7 protein-coding genes are annotated in these 15,010 nt (G+C 46.9%); 6 read left to right on the top strand and 1 reads right to left on the bottom strand.

Annotation, left to right across the window (positions count from 1 at the left end):
• Positions 1 to 4: 4 nt before the first annotated feature.
• From ABZR88_RS08090 to ABZR88_RS08065, 6 genes are all read left to right on the top strand, one after another.
• A complete protein-coding gene (locus ABZR88_RS08090; protein WP_107830881.1) occupies positions 5 to 1,849 on the top strand; it encodes a RagB/SusD family nutrient uptake outer membrane protein in 1,845 nt (614 codons plus the stop codon).
• A gap of 509 nt (positions 1,850 to 2,358) precedes the next feature.
• Positions 2,359 to 5,424, top strand: coding sequence for a SusC/RagA family TonB-linked outer membrane protein (locus ABZR88_RS08085; protein ID WP_369434713.1), 3,066 nt, complete (start codon positions 2,359 to 2,361; stop codon positions 5,422 to 5,424).
• A gap of 20 nt (positions 5,425 to 5,444) precedes the next feature.
• Positions 5,445 to 7,190 (top strand): RagB/SusD family nutrient uptake outer membrane protein, encoded by a 1,746-nt coding sequence (locus ABZR88_RS08080; protein WP_107830877.1) that lies wholly within the window; start codon positions 5,445 to 5,447, stop codon positions 7,188 to 7,190.
• Positions 7,191 to 7,209: 19 nt separating this feature from the next.
• Complete coding sequence (locus ABZR88_RS08075) at positions 7,210 to 10,323, top strand: TonB-dependent receptor (RefSeq protein ID WP_107830875.1); 3,114 nt, start codon at positions 7,210 to 7,212, stop codon at positions 10,321 to 10,323.
• A gap of 29 nt (positions 10,324 to 10,352) precedes the next feature.
• Complete coding sequence (locus ABZR88_RS08070; RefSeq protein ID WP_107830873.1) at positions 10,353 to 12,158, top strand: RagB/SusD family nutrient uptake outer membrane protein; 1,806 nt, start codon at positions 10,353 to 10,355, stop codon at positions 12,156 to 12,158.
• 31 nt (positions 12,159 to 12,189) lie between these two features.
• Entirely contained in the window at positions 12,190 to 12,687 is a 498-nt protein-coding gene (locus tag ABZR88_RS08065; protein WP_107830871.1) for a CHRD domain-containing protein, read from the top strand.
• A 74-nt stretch (positions 12,688 to 12,761) separates the two neighbouring features.
• On the opposite strand, the gene ABZR88_RS08060 is transcribed toward ABZR88_RS08065, so the two are convergent.
• Complete coding sequence (locus ABZR88_RS08060) at positions 12,762 to 14,912, bottom strand: TIM-barrel domain-containing protein (RefSeq protein WP_107830869.1); 2,151 nt, start codon at positions 14,910 to 14,912, stop codon at positions 12,762 to 12,764.
• Positions 14,913 to 15,010 lie beyond the last annotated feature (98 nt).

Below are 15,010 nucleotides of genomic sequence, written 5' to 3'. Positions count from 1 at the left end.
CAACATGAAAAAGTATTATTATATAATCGGACTCGCGGTACTGTTGACAGCGGGTGCTTGCAAAAAAGAGTTTTTAGATCAACAGCCGCTGGATTCGCCAACAACGGCTAGTTTCTTCCAAAATACCAGTCAGTTTAAATCTTTTGCTAACGATTTCTACAACAAGATGATCGGTTTTCGTCCGGTAACATCTGGTGTAACCGGTGGAGGGAACAGTAACATCTATGATTTTATGGATGCAGGTAGCGACCTTACCGAGGCGATCACTTCTTATGGGCAAGGAGCCATCTCAGTACCAGCCAGCGATATTTACTGGGTAAATGCCTATGCTTACATCCGCGCAAACAATGTGCTGATCCAGGCGGCAAGTGTATATACGGGAGATCAGGCCGCCATTAAGCAATACGTTGCCGCGGCCTACTTTTTTCGCGCCTGGCATCATTTCTTTCTGCTTAAGCGCTACGGCGGGGTACCTATCATCACCAAAGTACTGGATGTTAACTCGCCTGAGTTGAATGCGCCGCGGAACACGCGCTACGAAGTGGCTAACCAGATCCTGCGCGATTTAGATGTGGCTATTGCGGGTTTACCACTTGAGGCCAATATAGCGGCTGCGGACAAGGGGCAGGTTAGTCAGCAGGCAGCAAAAGCTTTCAAAGCCCGTGTGCTGCTTTATGAAGCAACCTGGGAAAAGTATGTGGGCACAACCACCGACTTCGCACAAAACCAAAAGAAAGGTGATAGCACAACTACCTGGCTAACCCAGGCGGCCAGCCTGGCCTCGCAGGTAATGACAGACAATACCTACTCTTTATTTAAAGGCGTTGATACCTTGAGCTATTACTATATGTTTAACCTTGATGATGCCAACTCAAATCCTAAAGGGCTAACCAAAACCAGTAATAACGAGTACATCCTTTCCAGCCATTATGATTTTACGCTGCTGCAGGGCAATGCCAACCTTACCCATACTTTAGGGGGCTATGGACCATCGCGCAAAATGATGGATATGTATTTGTGTACAGACGGGCTTCCGTTCTCGGTTTCGCCGCTGGCAAAGGGCTATGCAAAAATGACCGACGAGTTTGATAATCGCGAATGGCGCCTGCGCTCGTTGGTATATATCCCGAAGAAAAAGTATTGGGGATTTGGAGCAACAACAGGTGCTAATTACAACCTGGCCAACTATATCACCACGTTCAACTTCCCGGCCATTATTACACCGGCTTATCCGGATCTGGCTACCAATATTAACGGCGGTTACGGCAATCGTAAGTTCTGCTCAGAAGAATCTACCCGGGCTGATTACCAGGAATCATACGATTATCCGCAGATCAGACTTGCAGAGGTATATTTAATTTATGCCGAAGCTAAGTGCGAACTGGGCGGAGGAGCGATATCTGATGCCGACCTTAACATCTCTATCAATAAAATAAGGGCCCGCAATAATGTGGCGCCGTTAACCAATGCGTTAATTGCGCCATACCCAAGTTTGACGATGCTGGGCGAAATCAGGCGGGAACGGGCTCTGGAGCTTTACCTGGAAAACAGCCGTTTTGACGACCTTAAAAGATGGGGCATTGCCGAAACCGAGTTAAACCAGCCTATTGAAGGTATGGTGGTACAATACAACGGATCTGCAACAGAAGTGGCTACCGGCACCAACCCAATTACCAAGAACCCACTTTACAACGCTAGTAAGTTTGTTTATGGAATTGACAGCAAAACCGGGGCAGTTATTATTGATCCGGCTACTAACAGAAAGTTTAAGCGGATGCATTATCTGTATCCTATACCAAACGATCAAAGGTCTTTAAATCCAAACCTTGTACAAAATCCAAATTATTAAAAACCGAAAGGCTGCCTCTAACCGGGGCAGCCTTTTTTGTATGATTGAGTACCCCAGGTTGCTAGTTAATCTTTTTGTCATTGCGAGGAACGGCTATGGTTGTGGTAGGGAGTGACGAAGCAATCTCGTCGCAGAACAATAATAGGCGACGAGATTATAGTGGATTGATTTTTTAGATATTAATGCCCCCCCTTCGGTCGGTTGTCTTCGCGCTCTGTCTTTTCCTTTACTATCCATCTCAATATTTCTGATTAAAAATGAGTATAGACTTCCTTGAGAATTGTCTTTACAACATTAATCAATTAATAACCTTAAACTTTAATTATGAGAGAGATGTACCCAATTTCTGCCCTGGCCTAAAACAGCAGCAACATTTCGCACTATCTGACCGGCAATAGTTTCGGACAGGACTCCTGTTTATTTAAAAAACCAATTATTATCAGATTAAAACAATGACAATCAAGAAATTATGCACTAGAGGCGGCATCCTCTTTTGTTGCTGCGCCATTATGCAAACGGCATTGGCACAAAAGTCGCAGGTGCACAAAAATGCTACCCGCGCCTCTTCGTCCATGCAGGACACCGTGAGGGGCGTTGTTCGTGATGACAACGGTAAGCCGCTGACCGGTGTAGTTATCTATGCCGGCACCGACAAAAGTTACCAAACTAAAGCCGACGGCACATTTGCCATACCCGGTGGCCCAAACCAGGTACTGACATTTGACCACCGCGATTTTTATACCAAGCAAAAACAGGCAGATGTCAATATGCAGGTTCAGTTAAGCCGCCGGTTTCTGCGCAATATTGCCGGCGGGAAGCATGATACTGCCCGCGCCATTAGCATTCTGCATGGCGAGCAATCGGCCACAACCATGCTGCAATCAGTAGGCACCGCTTATACCGAACAGCTGACAACCACTCCGGCATCCCAGTTTCTGCAGGCGCTGCCTGGCCGCATTGCCGGCCTCAATATTGGCTTCACCAGCGGTGGCCCAGCGCTTGATGGTGTGGGTCTCAGCTATAACGTTCGCTCTGCTTTGGGCGCAAACATTATCCTGATAGATGGCGTGCAACGCAGCTTTCTGTCTATTGATCCGGAAGAAATAGAATCTGTTTCGGTACTGAGAGACGCACTGTCTACTGCCATGTTTGGCATGCGCTCCAGCAACGGAATCATCTCTATCATTACAAAAAAAGGGGATAGCGGTACACCACGCATATCATTCAGCTATCAATTTGGGGTAGAAAGTCCGCTGGGTTTGCCAAAGCCATTATCGGCAGGGCAATATGCGCTGTTGTATAACGAGGCTCAGCAAAATGATGCCGGTACAACAACCATCACCCCCAAATATTCGGCGGCAGATATTGCCGCATACAATAATGGTTCAGATCCTTACGGACACCCTAATGTGGATTGGTATAAAACGGTATTAAAAAATACCTCGGCACTCAAAAGATACAATTTCAATTTGCAGGGCAGCGGAAAGGGCTTCCGCTACTTTGTTGATCTTGATCAGATGACCGAGACCGGTCTGCTAAAAACCATTGACTCTAACAGCTACAACACCAACGCCCAGCTTGATCGTTATCTCCTCCGTACCAACCTGGGGGTAGATATTACGCGTACAACCCAAATGCAGCTGAACCTTTTTGGCCGCATGGAAAAAAACAATCAGCCGGGTGTGGGTGCCGGCACTCCCGCGCAGGGATCAAATGGCATTTTCAGCGCGCTGACAACTACGCCAAACAACGCCTACCCGGTATTTAATCCGGATGGATCATTGGGTGGTACCAGTCTTTACGGCCAAAACGTAAATATTTACGGGCAGGCTGTTCAAAGGGGATACTCGTTTACCAACCTGCGTGATATGGCGGTGGATCTGCAAGTAACCCAACGTCTGGATGATTTGCTGCCGGGCTTGTACCTTAAAGGACAAGGATCTTATAACAACTCCTCTAATTATACCACCACACGAGCTAAAGACTTTGCTGTTTTCCAGTATTTCCCGCTCACCAACAGCTATACCAAAATTGGCGCAACCAGTGCACAAACCACAGCTGGCGCCCCAGGCGCGCGGTCGAGGGTAACTTATGCGGAGGCTGATTTGGGTTATGCTCACAGCTTTGGCAAACACCATGTAAGTGCGGTAATACTTACCGACCAGCAAAGCAATATGCAGTTTGATACCGGCAACCTGCCCGAAAACTACACCGATTACGCGGCCAGGGTAACTTATGATTGGGATCAGAAATATTTGCTGGAAGCATCTGGTAGCCACTCTGGCTACAACTGGTTTGCGCCGCAGTACAGATGGGCAAACTTTGGCGCTGTAGGTGCGGGCTGGAACATTCACAAAGAAGCCTTTATTGCCGACAATATTAAAGCCATCAGCAACCTGAAACTCAGAGGCTCATACGGCAGAACCGGGCAGGCCAACGCAGGTTACTATACCTATATCCAAACCTATTGGAACTACTCAAACACCTTTAACAATGATGGTTATTATTTTGGCACAAACGGCGTAACCCGCAGTACCGGTCAGAGCGCTCTTGCCGTGGTTGTGGCTCCGGAGAAAGCTAAAAAACTGAACCTGGGTCTTGATCTGGGCCTTTGGAATAACCAGTTTACTTTAAGTGCAGAGTATTTTAAAAACCGGTTTTATGACCTGGTTGGCAATCCCGGCAAACAGACAACGTTGCTTGGCATCGGTTTCCCCCAAACAAACAAATACACGTATGATTACTGGGGATCTGATCTAACCGCCGGCTGGCAGAGCCACATTGGCAATTTTAACTATTTCCTGAACGCTAATTTCTCGTTCGTGCAGTCTAAGGCTGTTTTCCTGGACGAAATTCCGCATACCTATAGCTATCAAAACCTTACTGGTTTACCTGTGGGACTACGCAGCGGCTACATTGCTACCGGAGTTTTTCAAAGCTACGCAGAGATCAATGATCCAAAGACAGCCGTATTTGCATCAACACCAAAATCGAGCTTACGGCCGGGCGATATCAGGTATCTGGACAGAAATGGTGATGGTGTGATCAACTCGGATGATATTGGTCCGATTGGCAATGGTAAACCAACTATCTATTATGGTATAACTGCCGGTTTCAGTTACAAAGGGTTTGATGTTAATGTATTATTTCAGGGCACCCAAAACCACCAGGCTTACCTCAATGGCGATTTCTGGTATGGATTTGGCAACGGCGGCAATAACAATGCCTATGAATATAATCTGAACCGCTGGACACCGAGCCAGCCATCCACCACGGCTACCCGCCTTTGGGTAGGATCAAATGTAAACAACACACAGACATCGTCTTTCTGGTTAAGGAATGCCGATTTCATCCGTCTGAAAAATGCCGAAGTAGGCTACACGCTTCCATCTGTATTGACGCGTAAAATCGGGGTGCCATCGCTAAAATTGTTTACTAACGGGCTTAACCTGGTTACCTGGTCAGAGCTGTTTAAACTGCGGAAAGATATTGACCCTGAGTCGCTTTACACTGGCACCAGCTATCCGTACCCTATCCTCCGGACTATCAATTTCGGCATCAACGCCAAATTCTAATCACGCTCAAGATTGATATTATGAAAAAGAAAATCATATACGCTATGCTGGTAATTTCGGTTGCCTTCAGCGTTTCGTGTCAAAAAACATTTGAAGATCACCCGCTTACCAATACTACCGACGAATATATCTGGGATTCATCAGACCCTACCGGCAATTTCGCACAGGGCTGGGTAATTAAAATATACTCGCAATTGCCAACCGGCTACATCCGCATCAACGGCAATATCCTCGAGGTGGCGTCTGATGATGCTGTGCCTTCAGACCAAGGTAGCGCCACGTGGAATGTTATTAATGGAGGCTACTCGCCACTGAATACTTATGATGATAACTGGGGGACTTGCTACGGTGCCATCCGGAGGTGTAACATGTTTCTGGCCAATTATAAAAGAGTTAACTGGGCAGATCCAACTTTGCCTAAGTGGCTGGCAGCAGAGGTTAGAGTATTGAGATCGATTTTTTATTATGAAATGCTGAAGCGTTACGGTGGCGTGCCGCTGATAGGCGACCAGGTGTTTGACCCGAATGACCCGACACTGTTTACCCAAAAACGCGCCAGCTTTGATGACTGTGTGAAATACATCGTATCTGAACTGGATGCCGTGAAAGATGACATGCGCCCAGAGGCTACTTTAGCCCAACGTGGCAGCGGCAACGGCACAACAGATGGTACCGACGGAGATTTTGGCCGCATGCGTAAAAGTATCGATTTGGCTATTAAGGCAAAGGTGCTGCTGCTGGCTGCAAGTCCGCTGTTTAATCCTTCATCAACACCCAATCTGGATTATACCGGCTATGCCAGTTATGACGCCAGCCGGTGGAAGGCGGCTGCCGATGCTGCCAAAGCGGTAATGGATCTTAATCTTTTTGCTTTAGAGTCTAACCGCTACATCCTCAACACCACGCACATTAATAAGGAGTTTATTTTCGTTCGTTTTGGGGCAAGTTATCAAACCACATTTGGCAACCGTATGTCGCCTGTGGGGTATACCGTGGGTAATGTTGCCAGCAACGGTCTGGTAAGCCCAACTCAGGAACTGGTTGATGCTTTCCCGATGAAAAACGGGAAGGCAATTACAGACCCTACATCTGGTTATGACCCTAACAACCCCTACGCCAATCGCGATCCGCGATTAGATCAAACCATATTCTATAACGGCGGTACCTGGCTAAAACGAGCTATTCAGACTTACGAAGGTGGTTTGGATAAGCCTAATAATAACACCGTAAACAGTGGTGTGCAAACGCAAACCGGCTACTATGCCAAAAAGGGATTGGCTAATGATAATAACAACACCTCCTTTACGCCGACGATGTATCACCCATCGGTAACGGCAACGTTCTGCTGGATCAGGTATGCCGATATTTTGCTGATGTATGCCGAAGCCCAGAACGAGTACTCCGGGCCTGATGCCAGTGTTTACAGTGCTGTTGAGGCCGTTAGACAACGTGCCGGTTTAGTGCCTTACGCGCTGCCTGTCGGTCTTTCGCAATCGCAAATGCGGGATATGATCCGTAATGAGCGCCGGCTTGAGTTTGCATTTGAAGAGCAACGCTATTACGATATCAGACGCTGGAAGATTGCTAAAACCGTATATGGTACCGCTCTGCATGGCGTAACTGTTACCAAAAATGCAAATGGCACGTTCACCTACACACCAAAGGTGGTTGCTACGCCATTTTATGACGACCGAATGAACTTGTTACCGATCCTCAACAACGAGATCCAGGTCAACCCCAACATGAAGCAAAACCCTAATTATTAACGGTCAAGTCACTTTAAACATGAAAATATTAAAATTCGTCATAAGTCTCACCTTCCTGTTTTGCGCCATCTCCACGTGGGCGCAGGAAAAGGTGACGATAACCGGCAAGGTGGTAGACGTAAAGAACGTGCCAGTGCCGGGCGTAACCGTGCAGGAGCCTGAAAATCCTAAAAACATTGCAGTTACCGATGCAAACGGTAATTTCAGGGTAACGGCCAGCAGCAAAACGGCCACGCTTTCGTTCTCAGCCATTAGCTATGCCACCACTCCTGTAAAACTTAACGGCAGGCTTACCCTCAACATTGTATTGAAAGAGGATGTTAAAGGCCTGAATGAAGTGGTGGTGCGTGCCTATCAAACAACAACCAGGGCCTTATCTGCCGGTGCATCAAGCTCAATCAAAGCATCAGAAGTTGCGGATGTGCCTACGGCTACCTTACAGAACACCTTAGTTGGACGTTTGCCGGGCTTCTTCTCGCAGCAACGAAGCGGTCAGCCCGGAGCCGATGCAGCCGACTTTTACATCAGGGGCACCAACTCATTAAACGGCGACAGTCAGCCGCTCATTATTGTGGATGATATTGAATATACCTACGCACAGGTGGCCCAGCTTGACGTGAATGAGATTGAATCTGTAACCATCCTGAAAGATGCCTCAACAACAGCGGTTTATGGTATTAAAGGCGCTAATGGTGTTTTGCTGATCACCACTAAACGCGGAAAAATTGGCAAACCCAGAATTACGCTGACCGGCGAGGGCGGCGTTAACCAGGTGATCAAATTTACCGATTACATGGATGCCTACACCACTGCTGTGTTGATGAACGAAGCTTACATTAATGATAGTTACGGTCTCTCTGGACAAAAAACACTGCCATACACCGCGGCAGATTTGCAGGCTTTTAAAGATGGAACCGATCCCTACGGCCATCCCAACGTTAACTGGCAAAAGGAGTTGCTGAAAAATATGTCAACCCAGCAGCGCTATAACGTTGATGTAAGCGGAGGAAACAGCATTGTGAAATACATGACCTCGTTGGGCTATTTCACCCAGAACGGTTTGCTGAAACATTTTGCGCCTGTTAAACCAGATGATGATGTTAACAACAACTACTTCTACAATCGTTTTAACTTTCGCTCTAACCTTGATATTACACCAACCAAAACGCTTAACCTGCAATTTGATATTAACGGCAGGTTTGAAACCCTCAATAACCCGGCGGGTGTGCAAGAGTCGGCAGGGCTTTTTAAACAGTTAGAGGAGTTCAAATCGCTGGCGCCGCTATCAATGCCGGTAGTAAATCCTAACGGAACTTATGGTTATGCCTCTCAAATTGGGTCTAACGGTTTTATCAATCCAATTGCAGCCCTGGCCAATGGTGGTTATAACAGAAACTTTAACAACAATTTCAATATCACCTTTAGAGGCACCCAAAAGCTTGATTTTATTACTCAGGGTCTTGATGCAGGGATTATCGTAGCCTACTCCAGCAACATTAACGAGCACCGTAATGAAACCAGGGCTGTGGCTTCGCAAATTCCGGTTTACTTCTATAATTCAGCAACTAATACCTATAACTTAAAATCGGGTGGTACTGCGCAATTGCCGCCATACGGTCAGGGTTTTGGTAACGATGCGTTTAATAATAACACCAACATCCGTGCGCAACTGCATTACAAACGCCAGTTTGGCGAGCACTCGTTTGATCTGGTTGCACTGGTAAATCAAAACAGCTATCAAAATCTCGGCAACGTGCCTTTAAACTACCGCGGCTTATCGGGTATCCTTAACTACGTGTTTAAAGACAGGTATATACTTTACTTCACGGTAGCCAAAAACGGTAACGACGTTTTCAACTCCAATCAAAAATATGGCGTGTTCCCGGCAGCCAGTATTGCGTATGATATCTCTAAAGAAAAGTTCTTTAATAAGCTGTTCCCGTTTTTTGACCTGTTCAAAATCAGGGGATCATACGGTATAAACGGTTCTGATAAATCATATACCAATACCAACCCAACAGCAGTAACCAGCGTTGTTCAATACTCATTACCGGCTGGTGTGAGCTATTTTGGTAATGGTGCTAATGAAGGCGCGCTGGTTAATCCAAACATTACCTGGGAGAAAGAACGGAAAACAGATATCGGTTTAGATATCAACATGTTTAACGGCAAACTTACTTTCTCGCCAGATTGGTTTTATAACTACCGTTATGATCAGCTGATTGCGCAGGGCGATGTGCCTTTGCTTATTGGACAGGCATTACCGCAAAAAAATATCGGTATTACCTCAAACACCGGTTTTGATGGCGAGCTGACCTACCACGGCAGAGTGAAAAATGTTGACTTTACCGTAAGCGGTAACTACTCGCACGCCAAAAACAAGATCATTTATGTGAGCGAGGCGCCAAACTATCCTTACCAGGCCAGAACCGGTTCTCAGCTTGGTTCATCACTGGCTTATCATTTTGTTGGGTTCTACCAGGCTTCAGATTTTGATGCCAACGGACAGGTTAAAGCGGGCATACCTAAGCCATTGTGGAGCACCATACAACCCGGCGACATGAAGTATGCAGATTTAAACGGCGATGGCCTGATCACCACTGCCGATCAGTACTATATGTCAAAACCTAACCTGCCTACAGATACTTATGGGTTAAATCTTTCGGTATCTTATAAAGGTTTCTCGCTCCGCGGATTGATACAGGGTGCCTTTGGCTATTCGGTACTGATTAATGCCGAGGGTAGCGATTCATTCCTGGGTAACATCCGCCCATGGTTTGTTGATGCCTGGACACCTTCAACAGCGGCCACGGCCACCTATCCGCGCATCAGCTTTAACAGTGCCACCAACAACTCGTCTTACCAAACCGGCGGCGCCAATGTCTCGTCTGATTTCTGGTACCAGAACGCCAGTTACGTGCGCCTGAAGTCGTTAGAGCTGGGCTACCAGGTGCCGGCAAAGGCGCTGGAGAAAATGTTTGTGCACAGTGCCCGGATCTACCTGTCTGGCTATAACCTGTTAACCTTCAGAAACACCGGCAAGTTTGATATTGACCCGGAGATTGCTTCCGGTCAGGGTAATGCCTATCCCATTACGGCTAACTACATTTTAGGCGTTCAGCTGGGATTTTAACCATAATAAGATCAATTAACCACAGTAATATGAAAACACAAAATATACGCCGTCAGTATTGGCTTTGTTTATTGGCCATTCTGCTATTTTCGGCATGCAAAAAAGGTGGCTTTCTTGATGCCAAAACTTTATCTGTTATTGATGAGAAAGCTGTTTTTTCTGACAGTACCTACAGCCAGCAGTTTATCAACAGCAGGTATACCAATATCGATTTTTCGTATGAGCCCAACCGCTTCGGCAGTAATCCCTCTGCAGGTCTGGAGTCGGCTTGTGACGAGGCTGAATCAGCCACAAGCTTATCCCTCCTAAGTACTACTATCTCAAACGGCGCATTAACACCGGCTAATAATACCGACGGCCTTTGGGGAACGGCTTACACCCAAATAAGAGCCCTCAATATTTTCCTGCGTAATGAGAAAACAATCCCATTAAAATCAGACAGCGTACGGAAATACTGGGAAGGCCAGGTACGTTTTTTAAGAGCCTGGTATTACTCACTTTTGCTTAAACACTATGGCGGTTTCCCTAACGTGGGCAATAATGTTTATACTGATGACGATAAGATTGATGTGCCCCGCAGTTCTTATGCAGATTGCGTTAGCTACATTTTATCAGAGTGCGATGCCGCGGCCGCTATGTTGCCGTTAAACAACCTGAATCCGCTGCCGCCTTACAGCGCTACGGTTGATTATGGCCGTATTACCAAAGGAGCCGCCCTGGCTTTAAAAGCACGCGTGTTGCTTTACGCAGCAAGTCCGCTTACTAACGCCGCCCGGGGTGATGATCCCAACCATCTGGTATCCTACGGAAATGCGGATATTAATCGATGGAAATTGGCTGCTGATGCAGCGCAGGCGGTAATTAACCTCAATCAGTATAGTTTATATCGCGCATCAACACCGGCTTTTTACCAAAACTTCCTGACGTTTCAGAACCCTGAATCTGTTTTGGCATATTATCCGCCTACAACCACACCTAACAATATGTTTAGAGAAACTTATTGTAACCCGGTTAGCCGGGGTACCAGGTATACTGCCACGGTATCCATGTTCCCTACACAGGAAATGGTAGATGCTTTTGGTATGGCCAATGGTAAAGCGATTAGTGACCCGGCTTCAGGCTATCCGGGTATTGGCGATAACATGTATAAGAACCGCGATCCACGTTTTTACTTCACTGTTTTGTACAACGGCGCGTTACGTGCACAAAATGGTTATACCGGCGATCAGCCGGTGTGGACCTATACCGGGGTGATAGCCTCCACTACAGACAATAATTTAAAAACCCAGGGCACCGATGGTATTTATAAATCTAACGGTACCATTACCGGTTACTACTGCTATAAGATGTGCGCAGATGGTGTTGGTCCGCTGGGACAGGAGCTCAACCGCCCGCGCAACCTGATTCGTTATGCCGAGATCTTGCTGGATGCCGCCGAAGCTAACAATGAGTTTAGTGGTCCTTCATCGCAGATTTATACCTGGCTAAAAGATATCAGGAACCGCGCAGGCATAGCCGCAGGTACAGATGGTATGTACGGTATCAATCCTAATATGACTCAAGACCAGATGCGTACTTTCCTGCAAAATGAGCGCCAGGTGGAGCTGGCTTATGAGGAGCAGCGTTTTTGGGATGTGCGCCGCTGGAAGATTGCGCCGACAACCGAGAACAAGGACATGCACGGCATGGAGATTACCCGGGCAACAAACGGCACTTATTCATACCGCACCATTGTGGTACGTAAACACGTGTTCCGCGATGCGATGTACTTTTTCCCTATTCCGCAGACCGAGATCACCAAATCGCCGTCTTTGAAACAAAATCCGGGGTATTGATCCGTTTAGAAAACCTTTAAATCATTTGATTATGTTCACATTAAAGAAAATAAAGAACCTCGCACTCATCTCTCTTGTTGCGGTTTTTGCACTGGGTTGTACCAAAGGCGGAAATCTAAAATCAACCGATGGCGCTATATACCTGGTATCTGGCAATAGCAATGCCCAGCAACTGGTGCCCAATGGCAGCAGTACCGGTACCGGCACTTTTTCAGGCTGGTATGATGAGGGCTTGAACGTGTTAACCTTCACCGTAACCTGGAATGCACTTTGGACCGGCACCGATGCCGTTACTTCGGTAAACTTTTATGGTCCGGCGGTGGCGGGGGCTAACGGAACCTTGTTAAGAAGCGTTGCTTTTTCAGGTACGGGTGCAACAGGTACTATAAACCTTGGCCTCGGCGGATACAGCGGTTTTTCTGCTACAGAAAAGGCCGATCTGTTTAGTGGTAAATGGTATTACGTAATATGTACTACCAATTTCCCCAACGGGATAGTTAGAGGACAACTAACCGCCAATAAACGTTAAAACAGAAACAGCCGGCTAATCAGCCGGCTGTTTTTGTTTTAGAAGGATTTAATAATGTTGATGGTTAATTTGCCTTACTTCTCTTCCGTCATATCACGCCATTTAAAACTAGTAAATGACCAGCTTTTTTGCCCGCGTGGAATTACTGTTGAGTGCAGCAGCTTATTTCCCTTCTTCGTGGTAATGAGGCTGATTCGCACATACTTGCCCTTTTCATAGTCGAAAGTTTTGCCGTCATCGTCATACAGTTCAAAACTTGATGGCTGGTGGCCGTAGTAACGGAGTTCTACCGGCAGTTTCTCGTCTGTAACCTGGTTACGTACAGGTATCATAGGTATTACGCCACCGTCTTTTACATAAAGCGGAATTTTATCTAAGGTAGGTTCGATGCTGATCACTTCGCCATTACCCGCATAATGGCCCGTGTAAAAATCATACCAGTTGCCCTTGGGCAGCACCACGTCGCGCGATTTTTCACCGGCAAAAATGGGGACAACCAGCAGATTATCGCCAACCATAAACTCGTTCTTGATATCCTTAGATACAAAGGCGTTATATAACGAATCTTTCTTGTTGTTAACTTCCTCTTTAACTGAAAACTCGGGCAGCAAATTGAGCGACCTAACCGGAGGCACGCCTTTAAACGCATAATCAGCAAAGGTGGTATAAAAGTAAGGGAGCAGTTGCATGCGTAGTTTAATAACATCGGCAACTTCCTTATTAACGGTATCAAATGACCATGGCTTGGCTCCGGACGACCAGGCATTGAGCATGGCCAGCGGCGAGAAACAAACCGCCTGCATCCTGCGCACCCAATCCTCGGCGTCTTTTGAGCTTCTGGCTTCGGGTGTCCACAATATGCCGGAGAATGAACTGTTGATCAGCGCCGTTATAAAATCTGGATGACTATAATAATCATCATACAACACATAAGGGAAGGATGCAGCCCCGGCGTTGGAGGCCCGCACCAAACCATAGGTACGCTGGTTCCGCTCGCGGAACATCGTTGTAGTAAATTTTTGCATCAACATGCCGTATAGCTGGTGCATCTGGTCGCCGGTGGTGCCTGAGGGGAAATGCGTCATATCCGGGTAGTACCATCCTTCATTTACGTTACCATCGTTTTCGTCCATCTTATAACCGCTTATGCCTATGTCCAGATGGGTTTTTCTGAAATAATTGCTAATAACACCGGTGGTGCTTTTAAGCGTAAAATCGGGCGCGAGGCCGGCCCATATGGTATGATCGCCAGACAAGGGCTCCAGACTTTTATATATGGCCGATTGTGGCGAAACCCAGGCATGCAGCCATAAGTTTACTTTGATGTTTGATGCAGCCAAGGCTTGCACAAACTTTGCGGGTTGCGGAAAACGTGTGCTATCCCAGGCATAGGTACAAGGGTAAGCACGGCTTTGCCAGCCAGGTTCGAGGCCGATAACCGAGACCGGGAAATCGCGCTTTTTAAATTCAGCAACCTCGGCAGCTACCTGGTCTTGGGTGTACAAGGATGGCGTACGGTCCCAAAAACCAAGTCCCCATTTTGGTGGAAGACAGCCACCGCCCTGCAGCAGGTTATAACGGCTAACAGCATCCATAATGGTAGGGCCGCCTACTACGTATACCTCCACGCCCTGGGCCGGTACCATCATCTCCACATTATCGCCAGAGGGCACGGTTACCCAGTTTTTCTTATTAGTATTCATGTCAATGGCTTGCGGCTGGGTTTTACTATCACGCCTAACCGAAGTACCCGCCCATACATCAATATACCTGGCGGCATTAATAAAAACGCCATAACCTTTAGATGAAACATAAAACGGTACTGGTGCATGCGTGGTGCCGTCATCAATCCCATTGTAATGTTCTATGTGCAGGCGATAGACGTTGCCCCTGATTTGGGTGCGTTTAAAGTTGAGGCCCAGCCCAAACAGTTTTTCATCTGGTTGCAATGGAAACTTGAGGTAGGTGCGGCCATCGCGTGTTTCGGCCATAATCTGCGATTTGTCCAGCGGAAACGCGGCGGCAGGCATTGTTTTCAACGCCGCGGTTTGTGGTTTTGCGCCTGATGCTTTTAAAAAATCAATGCTGTCTGGCTTTCCAATTATGGCAGACCAGATGCCGGGTTGCACTTCATGCCAGTTGGATACCTGGTTTTGTCCCCGGCAAAAGCTGCATATTGGCAGCAGGGCAATTAATACTTTAATCGATCTTCGGAAGATTAACATGTTTTGGTGTTTTTTCCTAATGACAAGTTTTTTAGATGAACATACTCATTCTATGAAGAACGGTGAAACATGGGCAATAAAAAACCCGGTCTGATTTG

Source organism: Mucilaginibacter yixingensis (assembly GCF_041080815.1).
Classification (GTDB): domain Bacteria; phylum Bacteroidota; class Bacteroidia; order Sphingobacteriales; family Sphingobacteriaceae; genus Mucilaginibacter; species Mucilaginibacter yixingensis.
This window is presented reverse-complemented; position numbering and strand designations above follow the sequence as displayed.